29 protein-coding genes are annotated in these 24781 nt (G+C 32.7%); 2 read left to right on the forward strand and 27 right to left on the reverse strand.

The features are described 5' to 3' along the window. Nucleotides 1-185: 185 nt before the first annotated feature. Entirely contained in the window at nucleotides 186-671 is a 486-nt protein-coding gene (gene ybaK / locus ABUA27_RS00050; protein WP_303352520.1) for a Cys-tRNA(Pro) deacylase, read from the reverse strand. Nucleotides 672-701: 30 nt separating this feature from the next. Further along, a complete protein-coding gene (locus ABUA27_RS00055) occupies nucleotides 702-1364 on the reverse strand; it encodes a hydrolase (protein WP_192923989.1) in 663 nt (220 codons plus the stop codon). A gap of 96 nt (nucleotides 1365-1460) precedes the next feature. Between ABUA27_RS00055 and ABUA27_RS00060 the strand changes: the two genes are divergently transcribed. Further along, a complete protein-coding gene (locus ABUA27_RS00060) occupies nucleotides 1461-2438 on the forward strand; it encodes a D-cysteine desulfhydrase family protein (RefSeq protein ID WP_349820009.1) in 978 nt (325 codons plus the stop codon). Here the strand turns inward: ABUA27_RS00060 and ABUA27_RS00065 are convergent. From ABUA27_RS00065 to ABUA27_RS00130, 14 genes are all read right to left on the reverse strand, one after another. After that, nucleotides 2435-3559, reverse strand: a complete 1125-nt coding sequence (locus ABUA27_RS00065) for an ABC transporter permease (RefSeq protein ID WP_129980872.1) — start codon at nucleotides 3557-3559, stop codon at nucleotides 2435-2437. The two genes, ABUA27_RS00060 and ABUA27_RS00065, sit on opposite strands and share 4 nt — an antisense overlap. A 118-nt stretch (nucleotides 3560-3677) precedes the next feature. Next, the gene (locus tag ABUA27_RS00070; protein WP_022425165.1) at nucleotides 3678-3944 is read right to left on the reverse strand and encodes a phosphocarrier protein HPr; all 267 of its coding nucleotides are present in this window, start codon (nucleotides 3942-3944) and stop codon (nucleotides 3678-3680) included. A 131-nt stretch (nucleotides 3945-4075) separates the two neighbouring features. Beyond that, nucleotides 4076-4531, reverse strand: coding sequence for a hypothetical protein (locus tag ABUA27_RS00075; RefSeq protein ID WP_281082087.1), 456 nt, complete (start codon nucleotides 4529-4531; stop codon nucleotides 4076-4078). Then, nucleotides 4521-5693, reverse strand: coding sequence for an AI-2E family transporter (locus tag ABUA27_RS00080; RefSeq protein ID WP_129980870.1), 1173 nt, complete (start codon nucleotides 5691-5693; stop codon nucleotides 4521-4523). Before ABUA27_RS00080 ends, ABUA27_RS00075 begins: the two co-directional genes overlap by 11 nt. 9 nt (nucleotides 5694-5702) lie before the next feature. Next, nucleotides 5703-7235, reverse strand: coding sequence for a cardiolipin synthase (gene cls, locus ABUA27_RS00085; protein ID WP_303352523.1), 1533 nt, complete (start codon nucleotides 7233-7235; stop codon nucleotides 5703-5705). Between the two features lie 43 nt (nucleotides 7236-7278). Next, nucleotides 7279-8334 carry a class I SAM-dependent methyltransferase gene (locus tag ABUA27_RS00090; protein ID WP_129980868.1) on the reverse strand — a complete coding sequence of 352 codons (1056 nt, stop codon included), beginning with the start codon at nucleotides 8332-8334 and terminating at the stop codon, nucleotides 7279-7281. A gap of 11 nt (nucleotides 8335-8345) precedes the next feature. Next, on the reverse strand, nucleotides 8346-11366 hold the full coding sequence (locus tag ABUA27_RS00095) for an Ig-like domain-containing protein (RefSeq protein ID WP_349820010.1): 3021 nt from the start codon (nucleotides 11364-11366) through the stop codon (nucleotides 8346-8348). 75 nt (nucleotides 11367-11441) lie between these two features. Further along, nucleotides 11442-11687, reverse strand: coding sequence for a hypothetical protein (locus ABUA27_RS00100; RefSeq protein ID WP_129980866.1), 246 nt, complete (start codon nucleotides 11685-11687; stop codon nucleotides 11442-11444). Nucleotides 11688-11760: 73 nt separating this feature from the next. Then, nucleotides 11761-11979, reverse strand: coding sequence for a DUF6465 family protein (locus tag ABUA27_RS00105; RefSeq protein ID WP_022425172.1), 219 nt, complete (start codon nucleotides 11977-11979; stop codon nucleotides 11761-11763). 87 nt (nucleotides 11980-12066) lie between these two features. Then, complete coding sequence (locus ABUA27_RS00110; protein WP_349820011.1) at nucleotides 12067-12954, reverse strand: FUSC family protein; 888 nt, start codon at nucleotides 12952-12954, stop codon at nucleotides 12067-12069. A 46-nt stretch (nucleotides 12955-13000) separates the two neighbouring features. Further along, complete coding sequence (typA, locus tag ABUA27_RS00115; RefSeq protein WP_349820012.1) at nucleotides 13001-14827, reverse strand: translational GTPase TypA; 1827 nt, start codon at nucleotides 14825-14827, stop codon at nucleotides 13001-13003. A gap of 126 nt (nucleotides 14828-14953) precedes the next feature. Next, complete coding sequence (locus ABUA27_RS00120) at nucleotides 14954-15697, reverse strand: alpha/beta hydrolase (protein WP_129980817.1); 744 nt, start codon at nucleotides 15695-15697, stop codon at nucleotides 14954-14956. A gap of 2 nt (nucleotides 15698-15699) precedes the next feature. Then, on the reverse strand, nucleotides 15700-16434 hold the full coding sequence (locus ABUA27_RS00125; protein ID WP_129980816.1) for a copper homeostasis protein CutC: 735 nt from the start codon (nucleotides 16432-16434) through the stop codon (nucleotides 15700-15702). After that, a complete protein-coding gene (locus ABUA27_RS00130; RefSeq protein ID WP_288835022.1) occupies nucleotides 16427-17029 on the reverse strand; it encodes a DUF4230 domain-containing protein in 603 nt (200 codons plus the stop codon). Before ABUA27_RS00130 ends, ABUA27_RS00125 begins: the two co-directional genes overlap by 8 nt. Before the next feature lie 114 nt (nucleotides 17030-17143). On the opposite strand from ABUA27_RS00130, the gene ABUA27_RS00135 reads away from it, so the two are divergent. Continuing rightward, nucleotides 17144-17623, forward strand: a complete 480-nt coding sequence (locus tag ABUA27_RS00135; RefSeq protein ID WP_238634359.1) for a DUF1836 domain-containing protein — start codon at nucleotides 17144-17146, stop codon at nucleotides 17621-17623. Between the two features lie 17 nt (nucleotides 17624-17640). On the opposite strand, the gene ABUA27_RS00140 is transcribed toward ABUA27_RS00135, so the two are convergent. From ABUA27_RS00140 to ABUA27_RS00185, 11 genes are all read right to left on the reverse strand, one after another. Further along, entirely contained in the window at nucleotides 17641-17910 is a 270-nt protein-coding gene (locus ABUA27_RS00140; protein ID WP_006505231.1) for a type II toxin-antitoxin system RelE/ParE family toxin, read from the reverse strand. Next, complete coding sequence (locus ABUA27_RS00145; RefSeq protein ID WP_022425189.1) at nucleotides 17907-18227, reverse strand: type II toxin-antitoxin system RelB/DinJ family antitoxin; 321 nt, start codon at nucleotides 18225-18227, stop codon at nucleotides 17907-17909. The genes ABUA27_RS00140 and ABUA27_RS00145 overlap by 4 nt, the downstream gene beginning before the upstream one ends. 126 nt (nucleotides 18228-18353) lie before the next feature. Next, on the reverse strand, nucleotides 18354-19865 hold the full coding sequence (locus ABUA27_RS00150) for an ATP-grasp domain-containing protein (RefSeq protein WP_349820013.1): 1512 nt from the start codon (nucleotides 19863-19865) through the stop codon (nucleotides 18354-18356). Nucleotides 19866-19879: 14 nt separating this feature from the next. Beyond that, a complete protein-coding gene (locus tag ABUA27_RS00155) occupies nucleotides 19880-20632 on the reverse strand; it encodes an esterase family protein (protein WP_129980812.1) in 753 nt (250 codons plus the stop codon). Nucleotides 20633-20686: 54 nt separating this feature from the next. Beyond that, a complete protein-coding gene (locus ABUA27_RS00160) occupies nucleotides 20687-21643 on the reverse strand; it encodes an MmcQ/YjbR family DNA-binding protein (RefSeq protein ID WP_161220269.1) in 957 nt (318 codons plus the stop codon). Nucleotides 21644-21664: 21 nt separating this feature from the next. Continuing rightward, a complete protein-coding gene (locus ABUA27_RS00165) occupies nucleotides 21665-22324 on the reverse strand; it encodes a CapA family protein (RefSeq protein WP_288835026.1) in 660 nt (219 codons plus the stop codon). Further along, nucleotides 22321-22446 carry a hypothetical protein gene (locus tag ABUA27_RS12670; RefSeq protein ID WP_288835027.1) on the reverse strand — a complete coding sequence of 42 codons (126 nt, stop codon included), beginning with the start codon at nucleotides 22444-22446 and terminating at the stop codon, nucleotides 22321-22323. Before ABUA27_RS12670 ends, ABUA27_RS00165 begins: the two co-directional genes overlap by 4 nt. Continuing rightward, nucleotides 22431-22739 carry a Slp family lipoprotein gene (locus ABUA27_RS00170; protein ID WP_287968702.1) on the reverse strand — a complete coding sequence of 103 codons (309 nt, stop codon included), beginning with the start codon at nucleotides 22737-22739 and terminating at the stop codon, nucleotides 22431-22433. The genes ABUA27_RS12670 and ABUA27_RS00170 overlap by 16 nt, the downstream gene beginning before the upstream one ends. A gap of 3 nt (nucleotides 22740-22742) precedes the next feature. Beyond that, the gene (locus ABUA27_RS00175; RefSeq protein ID WP_129980810.1) at nucleotides 22743-23231 is read right to left on the reverse strand and encodes a dUTP diphosphatase; all 489 of its coding nucleotides are present in this window, start codon (nucleotides 23229-23231) and stop codon (nucleotides 22743-22745) included. A gap of 54 nt (nucleotides 23232-23285) precedes the next feature. Next, complete coding sequence (locus ABUA27_RS00180; RefSeq protein WP_303352527.1) at nucleotides 23286-23813, reverse strand: hypothetical protein; 528 nt, start codon at nucleotides 23811-23813, stop codon at nucleotides 23286-23288. 104 nt (nucleotides 23814-23917) lie between these two features. Then, a complete protein-coding gene (locus ABUA27_RS00185; protein WP_349820014.1) occupies nucleotides 23918-24658 on the reverse strand; it encodes an Ltp family lipoprotein in 741 nt (246 codons plus the stop codon). Nucleotides 24659-24781: the final 123 nt, after the last annotated feature.

Genomic DNA, 24781 nt, shown 5'->3' on the forward strand with positions numbered 1-24781 from the left:
CTCTTGGTTCTATTATACCATTTTCAAAAACCTATAGAAACAAAAAGCGCTACAGTTACATTATTTTCTCATAACTTTCACTTATATTTTAGATACTTCTCTAAATAAAATAGCAATATTTACGAATATCAATAAGTTTTTGTCGATAACTCCTAAGTAAACACTTACAGATATATAAAAAGAGGTTAGTGATCTCTCACTACATCCCCTGTTTTTGCATCACAATAAGTTGTAATATCCTTTGATGAAACAATCATCTGATAGCCTCTTTTACCTGCTGAGAGAGCGATAGGACGGTCTTTTTCTATGCTGGCATCAAAATATGTTGGGAACTTCTTTTTCATGCCAACAGGAGAACAACCTCCACGCATATAACCTGTAAGACCTAGTAAATCCTTCATATGAAGCATTTCTACCTTCTTATGTCCAGATAGTTTAGCGAGCTTCTTCAAGTCTATTTCCTCTAATACAGGAATACAGCATACTAAATAATCATGGTCTTCATGTAATACAAGTGTCTTATAGATATCACCTGCATCCATATCTACTTGTGATGCTACATGTTCACCACTTAAATGTTCTTCATCATATTCATATGTTTTGATCTCATAAGGAATCTTATCACGATCTAACATTCTTAACGCATTTGTTTTAATTTTACTCTTTTTCATATATATCACCTTGGATGATATTATAGCACTTTATCGTGGCCAATGTTCATTTTCTACAAAATAAGTAGCTTCCATATCCGCTGTAGATAATGCGAAAGCTTCAGGGAAGCGACCAAATACATTACCTACAGTTCTGGCATCATCCCCATAGCTAAAGCCCATATGATAGGCAATAGCTGCTGTTTCTATATCTGTAAGCTTTAAATAGCGATTCATAATATAAACACTCTTAGAACCATGTCCTACAGGGAATGCATCTTCTATTGTATAGAAAGGCACCTGTTCCCATTGTCCTTGCGCATTCTTCTTGTTACGCATTTCTGTCTTATAAATATCAACCTTGCATAAATCATGAAATAAAGCACATAATGCTATACTTTCTTCACTCATAGATAAATGATAACCTGGTTCACAACGCTTTTTTACATAGCTTCTAAAGCAGAAATAGACATGGAGACTATGGTCACATAAACCACCCTCATAATCTCCATGATAACGTGTACTTGCAGGTGCTCTATAGAAATCAGTACCTTCTAGCCATGAAAGAAGATCATAAATTCCTTCTCTTTGTATATACTTATGACAAATATCATTAAATAAAGTTTTTACTTCAATAGAAGATAAATCATCCTTTTCAGGATACATATCTTTTGCGAGTCTTAATAAAATACCATCTTTACCAATTGTTTTCATGTTTACATCTCCTCGTCTCTATTATACCAAACTTTTTTGTAAGAAAAGTGTGATTTTGTTTGATATCTCTACTATACTATTTTTAGAGGTGATTACATGAACAAACTACATTTGGCTCAGCTACCTACTCCTATTGAAAAAATAGACTATCTTTCCAACAAATATAAACCAAGTATTTTTGTGAAAAGAGATGACTTAACAGCTAGTGTGGCATCTGGTAATAAGATTAGAAAATTAGAATACAGTGTTGCAGAAGCTTTATCTTTAGGGTGTGATACACTGATCACTAATGGTGGATTCCAATCCAACCATTGTCGATCTACTGCCGCAGTAGCCGCAAAACTAGGATTGAAGTGTATTCTTATACTTAGAAAAGAACCTGGTGAAAATATTGAAACAGCCAACTTCCTTTTAGATCATATGCTTGGTGCTGATATAAGAGTAAAGGAACATGATGATTTTCAAGCACATAAAGATGAGATGATGCTGGAAGTCTACCAGGAAGTATTAGATAAAGGTGGTAAGCCTTATATTATTCCTATGGGTGCTAGTAATGGAATCGGTACTTTAGGCTATATTGATGCTTTTGATGAAATACTAGAATATGAGAAAAAGACCGGTATTGTGTTCGATACTATTATTGATGCAGTAGGTTCTGGAGGAACTTATACTGGTTTATATTTGGGTAATGAATTAAGACAAGCTCATAAAGATATTGTAGGTATTAATGTATGTGATGATGCTAATTTCTTTATTAATGAAATTAATAGTATTATTGATGATACATTACCTCATCTTGATGTAAAAGATGTAGAGAGAAGTCATATTCATATTATTGATGGATATGTAGGAAGAGGATATTCTTTAAGTCGCAAAGAAGAATTAGAAGCTATTTCTGACTTATCTAGACATAGTGGTATTATTCTAGATCCTGTATATACAGGCAAAGCGTATTATGGACTAATCCATGAATTAGAAAAAGGTACATTTGATCATGCAAAGAATATACTATTTATGCACACAGGTGGTATATATGGTTTATTCTCTAAATCAAAAGAAATAATCTCAGCCTAGGCTGAGATCTTTTTCTTATAAGCGATAATCACTGTTTCTAAATACATAATAGATGTAATACCAATAGACTCTATTAATATTCTAGGTGTATAGGTTGTTTTGATCTTTCTTGTTTCTTTTTGTGACATATTCACATCATGCTGAGATAAATAAGTATTAATTGTATATTTAGAAAGAGATGGACTTGTGAAACATGAAATAGTAAATGAAATCATAAAGATAATAAGTATCTTACTAAGATTATGTGTTTTAAATAGTTTATGGCATATAAGTATTAAAAAGAGCGAACTAATAATTAATATAATCAAAGGAATCATCTTTAACTTATCACATATATTTTCAAAGATAGAGACACATGCATTATATTGTGCATCATTGGATGTAAGCTGGAGATGATTCCAATCCAATGGTTTTCTTTGTGCTTTCTTTATAAAGCCTTCTGTATGGCTTTTTTTATTTAAATAATAAGTAACAGAAGAAACAGTTTGTTCAGCATGACTTAATGACTGCGCTTTTGATAAAGAGATAAAGATAGTATTATAAGGCTTTAAATGACTTAATAGTCCTACTTTATTCTTATAGATTCCTACAACAGATAATGATACATCTCCTTTTTCTGTGTTTAATTGAATATCGTCTCCTAAACTTAGATTATTATTTTTCGCAAGTGCATAAGAAATCACTGCATTGGATGTATTCTCATCATTCTTGTTTAAAAGTCTTCCTTCTTTAAGTTTATATTCTTTTGAATTAAAGTCCTGGATCAGCGTCATAGAGGAATAACCTGCAAGAAGAAATGTATCTTCTTGTAATTCTGTCAAACAAATACGAGGAAAAGAAAGACGTGTATTGACTGATTTAAGTGTATGTGAAGATGCATTGACTAGTTGTTCATAGTTATAAGTTTTAACATCTTTAATAGTAGTTAATTGTTTGGCATCTCTGATGCTTATTCCATTATCAGATGATAGTGTGACTTCATACTTTAATTGTTTCTTATACTTATTAATAACCTGTGATGATCCCTGCTTAATGAACAAGCACATCATAATAAGATTCATTGTGATACATACAATGATAAATAACGACAAATAATGTAGACCCTCTTTCCCTTTAGACATAATAACGCCTCCTTATAAATATAGTAAGAAATAATATTTGCGTTATTATGGAGTAAATATGGGAAAAATTGTGTAAAAAAAACAGTGGATAAAATCCACTGTCAAAAACAAAAGTATATTATTCAGCAACTTTCTGTTCTTTGATAACCTTAGCGATAGATTCGATTACGTCCTTTTCGTCTTCACCTTCAGCTTCGATTTCTACAGTAGCCTTAGTTGGAACACCTAAAGACATAACACCCATGATTGATTTAAGGTTAACGCTCTTACCGTTATAGATTAAGTTAATATTGCTAGAGAATTTGCTAGCCTGGTTTACTAAGATTGTAGCAGGTCTTGCATGTAAACCTACTGGGTCAGATACTACGAATGATAATTTTTCCATTTAAAAAATTCCTCCTTATGAATATGGTCTTATTATATCACAAATCCTAATTTTTTCTATACCTTTATGTTATTTTTTACTAACGCTTACAAAAGTATTGATATATACGCTATTTTTTTGATAATAATTTTTTATAATTGTATAAATCCGACACCTAAAACAGAACCACAATTCCATTCTTTTGTATGTCCAGGGTGTTTAAAAGCTAATGCAAGATTACCCATTTCATAGACCATTACGCCACCTTTTGGGATATCTACAACTTCTACATGATCTAATATTTCAGGTCCAAACACCTTTTCATCACTATATACTGCCGCCTGCATATTTGTGATTGTCAGAAGTTTTCCCTTAATGATAAAAGAGAATTTATAAACATTCTGAGAACCTTCTAAAGGAATCTTTTCGACAAGAATCTTATCAGGATCAACGCCTAATGTTTCAAAGATACGAGACTGCTGGAAAGACATAGCTTTCTTTAGTTCTTCATTTAATTGTTTCTCTTTAGAATAATCATTTTTACTATAGTCATGCTGTGTTGCATTAACATCTACATCTAACATCCATGGATTAAATCTAAATTCCATTTTCTTTCTCCTCTAATTCATTTTTGGTTTCCGTACGATATTCTACTAATCTTTCAAACCAGATCTTACATAATGCACCTACTGGTACAGAAACGAGCATTCCTAAGAATCCACCAATCATACTACCGAAAATAAGTGATACGATAACAAGTACAGGATGAATATCAATACTTGCACTTAATAATCTTGGGTTAATAATATTACCATCTACCCCCTGAATAATAAGTAATGCAATCAAAGCTCTTAAAGCCATATGTAAATCAGCTGTCACAAGACCAATAATTGCGATAGAAGCATATCCAAGGAACGGGCCTACATAAGGTATTAGATTACCTATACCAACTAATAATGCAATCACAATCCAGAATTTAACATGCAAGAAGCCAAATGCTACACTTACCATGACAAACATAAGAAAAGCATCAATCACCTGACCACGTACATAACCAGAGAATACACCTTCAATATCAATTAATAATTGATGAATAGCAGTGTCTACTTTCCTACTTGTAAAAGCTTTAATACTCTTACTCCAATAATTCCATAATTTTTCTCCATCAAGCATAAAATAAATCGCAAAAATAATAGAGAATAGTAAATTAGTGAAGAAGTCCGACACTTTAGTGATACCGCCTAGAAGATTACTTGTAACACCATCAACTGCTGTCTTTAAGAACTGCTGTACTTGTACTGTAGAAATACTCATAGATTTAAGCTGTACGATGATTGCCTCATAAATCTCATTCACATTCTTTGCGACAATACGTAAGAAATCACTCATATCCTTAAACCGTGTGACTGCAAGTTCTTTACCAATACTTTTAATCACAAAAGTAGATAATAACGCAAAAACAAATAATACAATTAAAGAAGTAATCACAACAGATAACTGATGAGTTAACTTCTTCTTTTCTTTAAAATAAGAAACATTTCTAAGAGATGATTCTACCTTTTCTACTACTGGCTTTAATAAATAGGCAATCACAAAACCAATGAGTAATGGTGTAAATACCTGGCTTAAAAATCCCAATCCCTTCTTAAGAAACAAAAGAATATCTGATATGTTACTTCCTGCTGCAATCACAAGATAGATTGCAATGACAGTAAGTACTACATAAATAGATATCTGTGTATATTTTCTATTAGGTTTAAAACGAAACATAGTACCTCCTTACATAAGAGGGCTAAAGAAACGTAAAATACATCTCCATCCTCTTAATACAACACTTGTATTTATATACTTTTCTGATACATCCTGACTTATTTCAAATAGTTCATCGAAGTCTTCTCTTAATTCTTTGACTGCATGATTATGTGTAAACCAGCATCCATTTTCAAAGTGTAGATAAAGACTTCTAAAGTCAAAGTTAATTGTACCAACAACACCGACCTGATCATCAACCAAACATTGTTTTGAATGAATAAATCCAGGAGTATATTCATAAATATGAATACCTGCCTGCACAAGATGTGAATAATAGCTTCTAGTCATTGCAAAGACAACTGCTTTATCAGGAATACCAGGTGTAATGATTCTTACATCGACACCTCTTTTTGATGCAAGAATAAGTTCTCTTTGCATTTCGTCACTTAATATCAGATATGGTGTAGTGATATAGATATGATCAACAGCATGTTTAATCATATTTAAATAGACATTCTCACCTGTTTCTTCATCATCTAAAGGTGTATCCGAGTAAGGGATGATATATCCTTCTCCTGATACTTTATGACCTTTTAAATAAAGTGTGAGGTCTTCATTATCTTCTTTACTTGATGTCTGCCACATCTCAAAGAATATCTTTGTGAGAGAGTCTACTGCATCACCCTCTAATCTTACTCCAGAGTCCTTCCATAGTCCATAAGGATGTGTGTAATTGAAGTATTCATCGGCAAGATTATAACCACCAGTATAGCCTATTAGACCATCTATGACAGTAATCTTACGATGATCGCGATTATTCATAAAGGGATTTAAAACAGGAAAGATAGGGTTAAATACACGGCATTGTATACCTTCATCATGAAGACGTGCTCTAAACTTATTATTAATAAATCCTACGCTTCCCATATCATCATAAAAAACTCTTACATCCACACCCTGTTTTACTTTCTCTACAAGGATATCCTCTATCTGTCTCCATGCTTTTGAATCTTCTATCGCATGATATTCCATGAATATGAATTCTTTAGCGTTATTTAAATCATGTAGTTGTGCTTCCAATGCATCATTTGTAGAACTATAGAATTTTATCTTTGTATGATTAAAAGTAGGAAAACCCAAAGATTGTAGATAATAAGCTTCTGTGGCATGAAGAGGATCATTCTGTTGAAGTTCTTCATAACCTTGTGTTTCAATCTTATAACTGTTGAGATCATCATTTACTTTATTGAACTTCTTCTGTACTGTCTTCAACAATGAAGGTCTACCAAACAAGATATATATAGCTAAACCAAAGACAGGAAAGATGAGAATCAAAACAATCCAAGATAGCTTAAAAGCACTATTATCCGGTCTACCATAAATACGTAGTACACATATAAAGGCAATTATACTCATGATTGTATCAAAAGCTGCATAGTATTCAGAAAGATGTATCGCAAGATTCACAATCATAAATACCTGAATAATAATCAGAAGTGCAGCAATTATTACTCTTACAATACTATTTTTTACATCATTTTTATGCTCATATGTATTCATAAAATCCCCCTATTTAAAAAAGGCTTTCAATTAAGAAAGCCTATTAGAAATTCTTCTTTGCGACAACTAAGAAACGATATGTTGTCAACTGGAAATATGTATTCTGTTTAATCTGATCTAATGCATTCATATAGAAGCTCTTATATTGTGCGACATTTTCAGCCACTTCTGGAGCCACCTTACGGAAATAAGTCTGTATTTGGCGAAGATTATGGAAACGAATATAACCTTTATCTTCTTTAGTTTCTACAACTTCAAATCCTGCCTCAGCAAGAGTCATTGCACAGCTGTTCATATCCCATACACCTCTCATCTTAAAAGGCATATACATAGATAAGAATTCATGAAGGTTTTCACTACCATTCTGATTCACAATGAAAGTACCATTTGGTTTAAGTACACGTAATACTTCATTCTTATCATAGTTAGAGAATTGATCCATTAATACATCGATACGTTCATCCTTAAATGGAAGCAGGTTAGATTCTGTCAATTTAGTTGCCTTAACAGGTAATCCTTCTAGAGTTGCTTCTACTTCACTTGTTTCAGTATAAGGTTCAATATCAAATGTTGCTGCTGGATAATCTTTATAATCCTTTACAAACTGCCCTTTATCCACTGTCATAAAGGCTAAATGATCTTCTGGATGAACATAGCTCTTAGTAATAGCGACTTCATCATAAAGTGGTGCAGAGACTTCATAACCATAGTCTTCTTCATCTCCACGTTTTAATTCTTCAATTTCTTTCATTAGATGTGTAGCTGATTGAATCTGCTGACGACATCTGAACTTACCATACTTAATAATAATAAATTGTACGATTGCATCCGCAATCACACCACATGCCACAAAGATAATGAGTTCTAAGAACCACAGTGCTGACATGAATGGTGCATCTGTACCACCAATCATATAACAGATAATACATAATACAACCATGCTTGCTGTTCCTGTATAGTTGAAAGGACGATTGAATTGTTCAAACCACACTAAGTTATTCACTCTTAATGCACGTTTACGGCTGATTTCAAAGTAAATCAGCTGGAATGTTAACATCAATCCAACAAACGTTAATAAAGTTGCGAGTAAAATTGCCATAGAATTCCCCCTTATTTGATCTTCTGACCTGTAAGAGTATAGTATTGATCTCCAATTGTGAAATAGCCTTCATCATGAAGAACGATTTCTTTTTCAATAGAGTAAATTTCCTTCATATCATTATCTACATCATAGATATAAGAACGTCCATTCTTTTCTAATGCAAGATATGGATGTCCATCAAAGACAATTGCTGCCTTTTCAGGAATCTTTGTATAAACATCTGAAAGTGCTTCTTTTCCATTACAGTCATAGACCTTAAATTGGCCATTCTTATTATATGCTGCATAATATGAATTGCCGATGAATCCTAAACGTGGATATGATGATTTTAATACATTTTCACCTTCCGCATTAATTAATTCATACTTACCGTTTTTAAGCTGTACAATAGCACACTTGTTTTCATCATACTGATTGGCTTCCTGATAATAAGGACTGACCTTCTTACCATTGAAGTCATAATAAGCATAGCCTTTACCTTTTACAAAACCTGGATAACGAGACACCGTTAATTCATGTGCATATGGATAAACCTGTACATTCTTTAATTCACTTGTCTTCTTACCGTTATAAACTGTATGAGGTCCATAGGCAATCTTCTTATTTCTAGAAATGAAATGTGTATTGTCTTTAAAGTTAGAGTTTGTAGGAACAATCTCTCCCTTTCTATAAAGACTGACAGTATCATCTGCAGTTAATACGATATTGTTTTTGTTTGTGATCTCTGCACCAGTTAGTACATAATCATTTGAATAAATCTTAGTATCAATTACAGCTAATGTATTCTGGTTATCTGCATCATATAAAATAGCCTGATTCTTACGTGATGCAAGAATAGAATAGTTACCTACTTCCTTAATAGAAGATTTCTTACCATTCTTTAAATAAACATTAATAGAATCTTCAAAACCTACAATAGATGCATCATCTATACTAGAAGCATAGTAAACCTTCTTCTTACCAGCATATAGAGTCTTACCATTATTTACAACTTTATAAGTCTTACCCTTTACGATAACAGGTAGATCAGTCTTTAATAAACCGCTCTTAGTAGATGATTTATAAAGAACCTTACCTTTTGTATTGAGTACTTCAATACCACCTAAAGAAATATCGGCCGCTCTTGTTTTAGTTTCTGTTTCTGGATTTCTTATAACAGTTACTTCACTTATATGCTTCTTCTTACCTATAGTTGCAGTAATAGTTACTTTACCTGTTCTTATACCATATACAGTACCATTTTCTACAGTCGCAATATTCAAATCACTTGAATCCCATTTAACCTCTTCAGGATTTACATTAGTCACAGAAAGCTGACCCTGTCCACCTTTAATAACAGTCATTTCCTTCTGATCAATCACTTTAATAAGCTTATGAACTGTAACATCACATGTATAATCCTTCTTATCAATCGTTGCAGTAATAGTCACTTTTCCTGCTTTATTCGCATGAATTGTACCATTTTCTACAGTCGCAATTGTCTTATCAGAAGTTGTCCATTTAACCTTCTGATTTTCATAATTATTAATAGAAAGACCATAATCAGATTCTTCATCCATCTCAATCTTAGTTTCACTTAAAGAAAGAGGTTTAGCCTTAACAGTAATTTTAGCCTTAGCCTTTTGATTACCAGCCTGAACAGTAATAGTAGCCTTACCAGGTTTCACACCTGCAATCTCTCCAGTATCCGGTGCTACAATCACAACCTGATCATTACTTGTAGTCCATACTGCCTGATCTTCATCCTTCTTATTTAATACTTGTAAGAAGATATGCTGATCCTTTTCAATAGTAGTCTTAGAAGGATTAATCTTAATCTGTCTCTTCTTTACTGTAATAGTAGCCTTATATTTCTTCTTGCCGACCTTTGCAGTAATAACAGCTTTACCCTTCTTTAAACCTGTTACTTCACCAAATTCATTGACTGAAGCAATCTTTTTCTTATTAGAACTCCATTGTACAACTTCTTCTGGATTCTTCTTATCTAATACATTTAATACAACCTTCTGTTCAGTTAAAAGAGTCACCTTAGTCTGATCAAGTCTCTGTGTTCTCTTCTTTACAGTCACCTTAGATTTAACTGTCTGACCATTACTTGTTGCCTTGATAGTCGCTTTACCTGGATTAATAGCCCAGATATGTCCATCAGCAACAGTCACTACATTCGCATTACTTGTTTCCCACTTAATATCAGGATATGCATTTTCAATGCCATACTGACCTTCTTCACCTGTATAAAGTGTTGCTTCATTTTGAGAAATCTTTAAAGTCTTACGTTTTACTTTAATCTTACACTTTAAAGTATCATCCCCTACTTTTGCGATTATTGTAGTCTTACCAGGCTTTAATCCCTGAATGACACCATTGTCTACTGTTGCAATCTTAGGATCCTTAGACTTCCATTCAATTGTACGTGCACCAAAATCATTCACTGTAAGTGTAGCAGGTTCTGATGTATATACATCTAAAGATTCCTGAGAAAGATATGGATGTAATGCTTCTACCTTAATCACACAAGTCACTGACGCATTATCTTTAGTTGCAGTAAGTGTTGCAGTCCCTGCATGTTTTGCATAAACATAGCCTTCCTGATTAATATCAATGACATCATTATCATTTGTAGACCATACAACAGCATCATTCGCAAATACCTGTGTTAAAGTGTTTTCTGTCATATTAAGAGAAGATGCACTTAAATAAAGTCCAGTCTGTGGCTGAGATTCACCTACAAGCATATTACCCTGTGTTTTTAAGCTTGTATAACGTCCTGGTTTAATAATTGTTTTACCTGTATTAGAAATATAACCAGTCTGATCACTCTCATTAGTCACTAAATATCCACCTTCAAAAGGTGTATATGTCTTATACATATCTTTGGTATAACGCTGCCCCTTAGTATTATAAAGAGCATATAAACTATTCTTTCCTTCTTTCATGAAAGAAGTCTTCTTAATCTCATGATTATCGGATGATGATCCACAGCCACTTAATATTAATGCAGTAGCCAGGATTCCTATTACCTTCTTCATAGTCTGCCTCCTTGTTTTTTTCTACAACATCATTATAACATAATTCTTTACGTAAAAAAAATGAGAGATAATCTCTCATTTTAGAATCTTTCTGAAACGATAATTTACATTCCATAGGAACATAAGAAATACAACTACTAACATACCAAAAGAGACTAGTGTTTTACATTTTACACTACAATAGAAAAACAAGATACAAAGTACAGTAATCAAGAAACTCATAAGTAACATCATGAGACTTTTTGATTGTCTTCTTAATTCAAAGAAAATAAGAAGCTGTAACGCAATGGAAATTATGAAATATAAGTCATTATAATTCATAAGCGTATCTCCTCTCTTTTTTCTTATTATATACCAAGCAACAAAAAAAGGCCTTATAAAGGCCTCTTTTACATTAAATATGTAATGGATCGTTGTTTACACCATAAACCTTTTTATCTTTTGTAGTTGCTACATAATATACTGCGCTATCTTCAGGTTTATAGTAAACTTCTAAAGTTTCAAGAGTGTTAAGCTTGATTCCGTTAGCTTTGATATCTTCTTTAACTAATTTTTCGATATCAGACACATTAACATCTTTATTCATGAACTGTACTTCAATTTTTGTTTTCATGTTTGTATCCTCCATTTCCTAGTATGATAAAAACCACCTTTAATATAACACTTTTCCTTTTACAATCAACCATTTTTCTTGAAAATATCAACTATTTTCACCATTTATACATTTATATGTAAAATAGTAACTGTTTTTACGCTTGTCATATATAAACAAAATAATCAAAGTAATGATCATCAAAATAAGACCATAAAGTAAATACACAAGAAGTAATCCTATCAGACTTGAATCAAACATCATCCCTGGTACAACAACTAATGCCTGAATAAATGAAACACTTGATGTACCAATACGTTTAAAGGCTGCCTGAACAGAGAATGCACATGAAGCATATTGTGCAAAGAATAATACAAGAATATCTATTAAAGAAATAATAATCTTTGCCTTTTGATCAATATAGTGTCCTAGCTTCTTATATCCAATAAAGCTAAGCAATGATAATAGTATGGCATCTAGACAGATGATATAACCTAGGTTATAACCAAAAGCCCATATAATACCTCCAATGACTGCACCAATAAAAGCACCAAGTATTCCAAGTGGTGAAGCAGTGTGTTTGGTAATACGTTCATGTTTTTTAAAGCAGTCAGAACATAATATATCTATTTCATCATCTAATAAATAGACATTTAATGGTTTGCTTTGATGACAGTGATGACATTGTGGTGACTGATTAATTTCTTTCTTGAGTGTTAAGATAATATTCTCTAACTCTTCTTTTTTAATGCGCTTAGATAAAACAAGTCCTGCACCTTTCTCATTAGAATATATACGTTCTACATCATCTCTTTTAATAAAGAGTTGTTCTAGTATATCTCTTTGATGCTTACTATCTTCTGTAGTCAATAATAAAGCTATTTTATGATGAGGTAATACCTGTAATAATAAATAAAAATGATCTTGAATGTAGTAATAATAGTCTTTTTTAGGGGTTGGTTTAAAACCAATAGTTGTGAGTTCTTTAATTTTCATAACGTACTCCTGTTAAAAAAAGAGAGAGTAATTCTCATTACTCCCCTTATTCTGATGCTGAATTTTTAGATCTATAAGCTCTCTTACGATCAAGTTCAGAAAGATATTTCTTTCTTAAACGGATATTGTTTGGAGTGACTTCTACTAATTCATCTTCATTAATATAGTCAAGACAAGCTTCTAGGTTGAAGTGTCTAGGTCTCTTTAATACAACTGTTGTATCTTTTGTAGATGAACGTGTATTTGTCTGCTGTTTACCCTTAGTAACGTTTACTACTAAGTCATTGTCCTTTGCATGTTCCCCAACAATCATACCTTCATATACTTCTACACCTGGACCAACAAACATCACACCACGGCTTTCTACACCACCAAGTGCATAAGCAGTAGTCTGTCCTGTTTCAATAGAAATAAGAACACCTAACTGTCTTTCACCTACTGCTTCACCTTCTAATGGGCGATATTCTAAGAATGAGTGGTTAATAATACCATAACCCTTAGTCATTGTTAAGAAGTTAGTCATGAAACCAATTAAACCTCTAGAAGGTACAATATAATGAACCTTAGTCATACCATCCATAGAATCCATGTTTTCCATGATACCTCTTCTTAAACCTAATGATTCAATAACTGAACCAATACAATCATCTGGTGCTTCGATTTCTACATCTTCATATGGTTCACATGTTACACCATCGATTTCCTTTAAGATAACATGAGGTCTAGATACCTGTAATTCATATCCTTCTCTTCTCATTGTTTCAATTAAGATAGATAAGTGTAATTCACCACGACCACTTACCATCCATTCTTCTTTATTCTGAATACGTTCTACTTTTAAAGATACATCCTTGTTTGTTTCTTTGAATAAACGTTCTTCAATCTTAGATGCAGTCACAAACCTACCATCCTGACCAGCAAATGGTGAAGTGTTTGTACCAAAAATCATCTGGATTGTTGGTTCATCTACATGAAGTAATGGTAATGCTTCTTCACAGCTTGGTTCACAGATTGTTTCACCAACACCAATGTCAGCTAAACCTGCAACAGCCACGATATCACCAGCACTTGCTTCTTCTACTTCAAATCTATGCATACCTAAATAACTGAATAACTTCTGAACACGGAACTGTGTCTTAGAACCATCTGCTCTTAAACATACAACATTTTCATTTACTTTAATAGAACCTCTCTGAATTCTACCAATACCAATTCTTCCTACATAATCATTGTAGTCTAATAAAGCTGGCTGTAACTGTAAACCACCTCCAACATCTACTGCTGGTGCAGGAATTTCATTGATAATCATATCAAATAAACAGTCCATATTAGGAACCTGAGTACTAATATCAGGATCTAATGAGCTTGTACCATTTAATGCTGAAACGAAAACAGTTGGGAAATCAAGCTGATTATCATCAGCACCTAATTCCATAAATAATTCAAGAACTTCATCCATAACTTCCTGAATTCTTACAACTGGACGGTCAACCTTGTTGATAACAACGATAGGCTTAACATGAGCAGCTAATGCCTTCTTTAATACGAAACGAGTCTGAGGCATTGTACCTTCATAAGCATCAACTACAAGTAAAACACCATCCACCATGTGCATGATACGTTCTACTTCTCCACCAAAGTCAGCATGGCCTGGTGTATCCATGATGTTGATCTTATAGTCTTTATAATGAATAGCTGTATTCTTTGCTAAAATAGTAATACCACGTTCTCTTTCTAAAGCGTTACTATCCATAGCACGTTCAGCTAGTTCTTCGTGTGCTTCAAGTGTTCCAGATTTCTTAATAAGCTGGTCAACCAATGTTGTTTTACCATGGTCAACATGAGCAATAATTGCTATATTTCTAATATTCATAATCGCACCTCTTTCAATTTTTAGATTATATCATAGTTCGTCTTCATTTCAATAAAGAATAGTTTTCAAGATGAGAAAATTTATTAAATATTGAATAACTCAACTCTTTTTTAAAAAAGAACAGGCTTACATAACCTGTTCTTTTAAGAATTTATAAGTTGTAGAAAGAACTTCATGAATATGATCCGCATTATCATAATTATGAGATGCACCAACAACTGGATGGAAGATCATCTGCTTACCAAATAGTTTTGTATATCTTTCACTGATTGCATAAGGTACTGTTTTATCTTCAGTTCCATGAATGACTAATAAATCATTCTTATATGTATCTAAGTTCTTATAGAAATCTCTTTGAAGCATATCCTTTACAAAAGCATCGCTGATTTCAAATCCATTATGATCATAAACAGGTGCTTCTTCTACTGATCCTGTAAGATAGTCTAAAGAATCTGGTAAACTGAAGGCAGGAGCCCATAATACAAGTTTTTTAATATCTTCAGGATAAATTTTAGCAAGTTCACTCGCAATTGCACCACCCATAGAATGTCCTAAGACATATATATCTGTTACTTGAGGCATCTTCTTTAATTCTTCTAATAGAATACGTGCACATGATAATTCATCATCAAATGTCATTTCTTTAAAGGTAAGATCTGATTCACCACTACCTAGAAAATCCATTCTTAAAGTACCGACACCCTGCGCTTCTAATAAACGTGATAAAGAAACATAGGAAAACTTAGTTCCTGTGCATTGTCCTGTAAAACCATGGAATATTAATAATACAGGGAATTCTTTTCTATGAGGCACATGGAAGAATCCTCTCATAACACCCTTAGGTGTCGCAATTTCACAATACTGCTGCATAATTAAGCCTCCTCTACAAGTGAAACCATTCTCTTCACTTTCTCTTTATCTACATAATCATAGTTAATACCATTATAGCTAAATGATACATAATCATTGGCTGTAGTAGGATCTGCTCTCCAATTCTTACATGAAGAATGAACCTGATGAATACCTGTATAGTGAATAATGTCTACGACATTTGTTTCATTAATTCCAGAACCTGCCAATATTTCTATTTGATTGCCATATTTCTCCTGCAGTTCCTTAATAAGCTGAACTCCTTCACTCACAGTAGACTTCATACCACTTGTAAGTACTCTATCCACACCTAATTCAATTAATCTATGAATTGTTGCATCTGGATTATCACATACATCAAAAGCTCTATGAAATACTGCAGTCTTACCATAACTATGAATAATAGAGACCATTTCACCTGTACGTGCACTATTGATTTTACCATCAGGATCCAAGAACCCAAACGCAATACCATCAGCCCCATGTTCTAATAGTTCTTCTGCTTCGATAATCATCTGTTCAGATTGTAATTCATTATATACAAATCCTGCACCTCTGGGTCTTACCATGCAAATAACTTCTAGATCTGTATTATTCTTAATAAGTTCTAATGATGCAATAGTAGGTGTTAATCCACCTAACGCTAACGCACTATTTAATTCAATTCTTTTCGCACCACCATGATATGCATTCATTGCATCCTCATAGCTGCCACAACATACTTCTAGCTTATTCACTCACTTCTACCTCTACTTCATACTGTTCTTGATCTACAGTCATATAAATAAGATCTTTAATGGCTTTCTTCACTTTAGTTTCAGTCTTTTCTAAGAACTGATTCTTAATCGCTTCTTTTTCTACTTTCTTCTTCTGTTCTTTCGCGAAAGTCTTATAGTCTGTAATAGAAATCTGATTAAAGATGTTCTTTGTTTCATCATAAACCTTAATAGAATTCTCATTGATTTCATTAGATAAGATCTTTACTGCAGATGTTTTCACGATAATCTTATTATTTGTTTTTTCTACCTGTACATCAGAAAGATCAACACCTGCTTTCATCTTACCTTCATAAGTAATTAAGAAAGACTTCTGTGTTAAAGGAACAGTCCAGCCATTAAACTTTAATGAATTAGAAAACTTCCCTACTTTTGTATAATCATATTCAGATACAGCTAATTCATTAATATCTCTTATTTTCTGTGTTAAAGCTGTTGAAGTGATTTCTTCTTTAGCTGGTGTACTACGTCCTCCAAAGTACATACCACCCACAAACACAACAATAACTAACACAATAATGACTATAATTGATCTTAAACTAAATTTGTTTTTCATTTTCATCACCAACCAAATTATAGCAGATAAAGAAAAATATATACAGTTTGTTTTATAGTCTAGATGATTTGACAACAAATACAATAAATGATAGTTTTTAAGTAGGTGATGAAAATGAATTACGATAATGTACATATTTCTAGATGGGAAGAAATACCAGATTTTCCACTCTATATAGATCAGGTTGTATCTATTATAGAAAAGAGTTTGTCTTTCTTAAAAAATGACAATGACGCTATTATCACAAAAACAATGATCAATAACTATGTCAAACATAAGCTAGTAAAAGCACCTATAAAGAAGAAATATGAAAGAGAACAGATTGCTTATTTCACATTAATTTGTTTATTAAAGTCGGTCTTCTCTTTAGATGAGATTTCTAAGCTTATTCAATTACAACAGAGTCAGAAAGAATTATCTGAATTCTATAATATGTATTGTGACGTATTTGAGCGTATCCTTAAGACAAATTATTTAGACTCAGAACTACCAGACATATATAATAAATGTATCTTAAGTTCTGTCTATAAGATCAAGGTATCTGATAATCTTCTTGGTGAAGAAACAATGGAAGAAGCACTAAAAAAGGATTGAGTTTATTCAATCCTTTTTTACTTATCACCAAAAATGACATTCATATATTTTTCTTCATTTGTTAGAATACGGATGATTGTTACTGTGTCATGATCATATTTATAAAAAATACTATATTTTCCTGCAATGACATAATAAAGATCTGTTGTCCATCCAGTTCTATTAGATAGCTGACCACCTATTTCAGGGTGTGTTTTTAATACAGCACATAGTTTCACTATCTTTGGATTCAAACGCATAGGGTTTCTTAAATCAGCACGTGCTTGTCTTGTATATCTTAGATTCATAGTTCAATTCCAAATTCTTTTAAGATATCTTCTTCAGAAATACTATCATCTGCAGGTGCTTTTTCACCTTTATCTAATTCAATCATTAACTGAGAGATTGCCTGTTCTCTTAATGCCTGTTTACTATTTGCGGTTACTAAGAAAGGCATTCCTTCTACATTAATAGACTGCTGAATAAATGCATTAATAGCATCAGTAAGTGTCATACCACATTGTGCATAGATTCCTTCTACCTGTGCTTTGATTTCTGGATTAATACGCATCTGAAAAGTGCTTGTTTTGGGTGCTGTCGCCACTGTTAGTGTTGTTTTTTTCATAGTTCATAAACTCCTTCTCAACTATTATAAACATCACTCAATTAACAGTCAACACATTGTATATACAGAAAACAAATAAAGAAAAAAACTGATCAGAAATGAAATCATTTCATCACAGTTTCTTAATTAACGCTTTTTAGATTTATGTCTAGGTTTCTTAACAGCTTTTCTAGCACGAGGAGATTTCTTAACTACTTCTTTTAGTTCTTCTTTCTTCTCTTCTACTACCTTTACTGTATCTTCTACAGCTGCTTTTACTTCTGCTTTCTTTGTTTCCACAACTGCTTTAACTGGTTCTTTAGTTTCTTCAACCTTCTTAGTCACAGCTTTTACGGTCTTTTTAACCGGTTCCTTCACTACTTCCTTTACAGGCTCTTTAACTTCTTCTACCTTTTTAGCCACAGCTTTCACTGTCTTCTTGACTGCTTTCTTAGATGCAGCCTTTTTCTTCTTATGTGCAATAATCGCCTTAGTAATTTCATTTAACTTTGCTTTAGTTTTAGCACGGAAAACAAATATATGGTTACCTTCAGCCTGTGCAAGAACCTGAGGAATATCTGCTTCAATCTTGATATATTCTCTATACTTATCAGCAACTTCTGTATCAGATAATTCATAATCAATACCAAGACGTCTTCCTACATAACCTACATAATACTTTCTTTCAATTTCATAGAAACAAGTATTATAGATCATCATATCTGCCCAAATAGTATATGTATCTACATCATAAGCATAGTTCATCATATCAGGAATAAAAGCACCTGGTGCTCTCATATTCACTTCTAAAGGAACTAAATCACCTTTTCTACCTAATCCTGGTTTATCTTCAGATAATTTAATGAATTCAAAATGGAAGAAACGGCTTCTTGTATCAAATGCTTTAACAACCTTTTCACCAATTTCATAAATAGGTTTACCTTCTACAGGTTCAGAATGGAAATAGATATCAGATGCATCATTGACTGTATCCATAATAGAAGTATCCATATAATGACTTGTAGAGAATAAAATATTCTTATCCTTATCAGTCACACCTTCGAATGTTACAACATCACCAGGCACAAAATCTTCTAGAATATAATCAATATAATCCTGTTTATGATTATAGAAGTCTTTTAATTCTTCATCATCTTTCAATTTATAAGTATGAGTTGCTCCTACACCATTATCAGGCTTTACAATCACTGGATAACCATTCTTTTTAGTAAACTCTAAAGCTTCATCAAGTGTATCTAACTTAATATAGTCAGCCACCTTTAAACCAGCACTCTTATATACTTCCTTCATAGCTGATTTAAATTTCATCCAGCGCATATCCTGAATCTGTGGACCAGTAGTCACATTAAAGTCTCTTCTTAATGTTGCTTCTAATTCTAGCCAGTATTCATTTTCAGATTCAATCCAGTCAATCTTTCCATAATGACTAGAGAAATAAGCACATGCACGATATACTTCATCATAATTCTCTAAAGAACCTACATAGTAATATTCAGTCAATGAATTCTTTGTGTCATCACTGATCATATCATATGGGCAATCTCCAACACCTAATACATTCACACCACGATCTTTTAAACGCGAACAGAAATTATGATAATATTCTGGAAAATGTGGTGATATAAATACGACGTTCATCTATTCTTCTCCTCCTAGATTACTCTCTTTACAAAATATGGGAACTGTACTCTCCACCAATCCCAATCATGGTTTACATCATATCCCCAGAAATCAATCCATGCTGGAATATTCTTATATTCCAATAGTTCTTTCATTCTACTAGTTGAACGAACCATTTCGTCTTCCCAAGCACCCTGGCCGCAACATAATACGATACGACATTTTCTATACATTTCTACATATGGGTGATCATAACTCATACCTTCAATATATTTAATAGGACTATTACGATAAACATTATCATCCACATACTCATGAAAGAATAAATCACTATCATAATATCCACTTAATGCGATACATCCACTAAAAATATCCGGTCTTCTAAATAAGAAATTAGCTGCATGTGATGCACCTAATGAACATCCTGTAGTATAAATACCCTTTGCATGTGTACCACACATCGCATTAATATCAATAATTCTAGGTACTAATTCATCTACAATATAATGATAATATTGTTCTAACATATGTGAACGAGATCCAACATCATGACCGCCTTCTTCACTCCATGTTTCTAGATCAATACTATCACAGCAGAATAATTGTATATTCCCATTATCAATAAGGTCTTCTACTGTAGCGACCATGCCATTGTTTTCAAAATCAAAAAATCTACCGTTCTGTGATGGAAATACAAGTATAGGTGTTCCCGCATGTCCATACACCTTATATTCCATATCTCTTTCAAGACATGGACTGTACTCTTTATAATATTCTACTTTCATTCCCAAAGCCCCCTTTGCCTTTGCCTATTATATCATATTTACTAGATAATTCACTTATTTATCGGTATTTCCTATATACTCATTTAATTCTTTAGGAATATGCCTAGCACTTCTTATAGTTCTTAATTGATATGTCTTAAGTACTTCCAATGGATAAAGAGTAGGATCATATGTTTTTAGACGTTTAAGAAGCATACTTGTTTCATTACTTTCTACTACCTGACACTTATACATAATTGCAGAATAAGGAGCACCATAATAGATATATACATTCGCATCTTGATGAATATTCCCTTTCTGATGCCATCTTATATAATCGCTTTGATGAAATGCCTTTATTAAATCAAAACGTTTAGGAGAAGCAGGAATAACCCAATCTTCACATATCACAGTAGTATGATAGCTTTGATCAACAAGAGACATGATATCTTCATCACTCAATGTTTCATCTAATAGTATACTGATCCAATGTTTCTTATTCATATGAAAAGCTGGATAGATAGAAGGATGATTCACTGTATCCATAGAAATCTTAATATTCAAACATTCTATTTCTCCTTGTTTATCACAAAACTTAGAATAGTCTGTATGCATAATAAGTCCAAACCACTTATCATTATTTCTAAATACAAATGAATCACCATTAGTAAAAGGACAATCTGGAAGAACATGATACTTTTCTTCAATAAGATGCATCAAACGTTTAGATTGAGGAAAAATAAAATAATCATATACAAAACAATGATTCAATATATCCTCTATACAGTCTTCATATGCAGTTCTCACTTTTTGTACAAACTTTCCCTGCTTACCTACCAGATGAATATTTGTATATTCTTCATCTGTATCAGTATCATAAACCTTTGCATCTAAAATACTATTTATAATGACTTCTATCCTGAAATCACCATCTAGTATATCTTTCTTATATATATAATTATGCTCCTGTTTCTTAAATCCATAATCAATAAGTTTATTCTCATCACAGTGATAACGTCTATAATCCTTCATCATAAACCTCCAAAGAATGCCTTACATATCAATTTTGATATTCTTTACTTTCTGTTTTGCTTCTTCTTTCATATGAGGAATAGTCAGATTAGGAAAACCATGCTTCTCTACTAACTCATTCGTATAATCCTTCAAACGATAAACAGAAAAATCATGTCTTTCTTTTTTGCCTGTTAAAGTATAGTAATTCACAAATGGTGTAAAGACCACGTTCTTAATTTTCTTTTTTTCTATATCAAAAGAAAGCATACCTTCTAATTGACATGATTCTTCCAACATGCCACTTACAAAATTACCTAAACTATAAGCAACTAATGTACGCTTACCATCCGCTCTTTGAATATATTCTACATCCTGTAATGTATGTGTATGTGTTCCAATAATCACATCTGCACCTGCAAGCTGCTTAGCCATATTCTTCTTGAATGTATTAGGATGATAATCATACTCAATACCCCAATGACAGGATACTATCACAATATCCGCATTCTCTCTTGCTTTTTTCATATTCTCCATCATAGTGGATTCATGAAAATTAATCATATAAGGTAACTGTTTCTGATAAGTCACACCATTCACATATTGATTAAAAGATAGAAATGCAATCTTAATACCATTCTTTTCTACTATATTAATATTCTGTTTCTCTTCTTCATTCTCATAGAGTCCTAAATAAGTCATCTGAGGATGTTTATTAAATACCTGGATAGAATGTAGTATGCCAGATGCCCCCCTTGATCATATGCATGATTGGTAGCACCATTCACTATATTAAATCCTACCTTTTCTAAATCATCTGCCACACTATCAGGTGCATTAAAGAGAGGATAACCAGAAGGTTTTCCTCCCCCCCTAATATTGTTTCCTGATTCACAAAACAATAATCTGCCTGGATATACTTCTTAATATTCTTATAATAGTTTGAAAAGTCATAACCCCTAGAAGTCTTGGCTTCATCAAGCATACATTGATGATAGAGATTATCTCCTACAGCAACAAAAGAAACACTTGGTGTCTCTTTCTTTACTTCTTCTTTAGGAGGTGTACTACATCCTGAAAGAAGTAACATAATTGCAAGAAGAAATTTATATTTCATAAATTATTTAGTTGTTGATCCAAATCCACCATTACGTGTTTCAATGGCATCATCATCTTCAGTAATACCATATGTCATGAAGATTCCCTGGGCAATACCCTGGCCAGCCTGAACATCAACTACTTTTCCTTCATTTGAATCATTTGTCATCTTAATAAAGATATGACCTTCATTATCTGAATAGAAGTAATCACTATCAATTACACCGACAGTATTATTTAACTGTAGACGATATTTAAATCCCAAACCACTTCTAGGATAAATCATTAATACCCATCTTTCATTCATTTCACAACGGATTCCTGTAGGAATCTTTACTGTTTCTCCAGGCTCTAAATGTATATCAATAGGTGTATAAAAATCATATCCTGCAGATCCTTTAGTTGCACGACGTGGAAGCTTAATCGCATCATAGATGTCCTTTACATCTTCCTTTTCCATTCCTGTTTGAAATTGTTCATAAGATACTTTATAAAATTTAGCGCTATTCATTTCAATCTCCTTTCGCTCTTATATATATTATACACAAAAAGCCTAGATTTTACTCTAGACTTGTGAGTCAAAACGATATTTAAATTCTTTATAAGTTTTCTCAGTTTTTGTATCCTTCACTACAGCATTACAATAATGATCACCCTGGTTTACTTCTATACTTATCGCAACATTTCGCTTATCTGAAAAAGTAAATGTAGACTTTTCTACACGTGGACTATTTAAATCATTATTAGGAACTGAAATTGTAAGAAAATACTTAAGAGAAGAATTCTCTCCTGTCTTCATATTTCCATGATAACAACGCACAATCTTATTATCCTTCTTCATTGTATAAGCAATATCTAAATTCTTTTTTACTACATAAGAATCAATATCCTTAAATTCCTTCTTATGTAGGTTCTTATTCATTTCTTTAAAGAAAGCTGTCTTATAATCTCTATCTTCACATGTAATAGAAATTTCTTCCCCATTCAACATACCTGAATAGAATGTTCTTACTTCCTGTGCAATATAATTTGAATTGGCACGTGTTGAACACCCACTTGTCAACAAAAGTGCGATTAACCAGAGTATCTTCATGCTTTATCACCTGTAAGCATTATACATATTTATTATGGAATAACTGTGTATTTTCAAAAAATGAAGCACTTATTTGTGCTTCATTCATACTTTTATTAAAAGAGTTACTGTGGTAGGTGATCAACCGCATATTGTGCTTCTTCAGCAGTGAATTTTTCTCCATAGCTTGAAGTTAACTGTTCATAGATAGCTGAACGAGACATATTCATACTTGTCTGATAATCCTTAGCTTTTTCTAATGCATTTGCCTTATAATCAGCTACTAAATGATCCACTGTATACTGTGCTGATTCTGCAGGAAAACCTTCCCCATAGGATGAAGTCAACTGATCATAGATAGCCGCCTTAGACATATGCATCATAGATGAGTAAGATTCTGCTTTTGCGAGCGCATTCTTATCTTCCATAGTAGGTTCTTTACCTTTTGAATAATGAACAGTGACAGTACTTCCCTTTTCTATTTGTGTACCTGCCTGAGGTGATTGACTAATAAATCCTCCCTGTGCAATACTATCAGAGAAATCTTCTTCTTTACTTAACTGGAATCCATTTTGATCACACCAAGCCTGTGCATCTGTTTGACTCAAATCAGCAACTTCTACTTTCTCTACTTTCTTTTTCTTCTTAGCTTCCTTTGTAGTAGCTACTTCAGGTGAAGATTCAATTGGTTCTGGATCACTGATACTGCCTGCATATGCAAAAACCAAGAAACCTGCAAGAATCATACATAATGCTTTTTTCTTAGGCTGTTTCTTAAACAAGTAATATACAAGATAACCGATGCCTAATACAAAAGCGATGAAGCCAAGCATCACAAATGCATCCACTGATACACAGCGAATCACAAATAATACAAAGAAAGCAAGCAAGCCATTAAAGTCTTTTTTGCCTTATCATTTGGTTCATTGTTTTTCTTTAATTTAATGAAATACACAATGCCTAGTACAAGTAAAACTAAAAATAATAGA

The organism is Catenibacterium sp. RTP21428st1_D7_RTP21428_210409, assembly GCF_040227455.1.
GTDB classification, from domain to species: domain Bacteria; phylum Bacillota_I; class Bacilli_A; order Erysipelotrichales; family Coprobacillaceae; genus Catenibacterium; species Catenibacterium mitsuoka_A.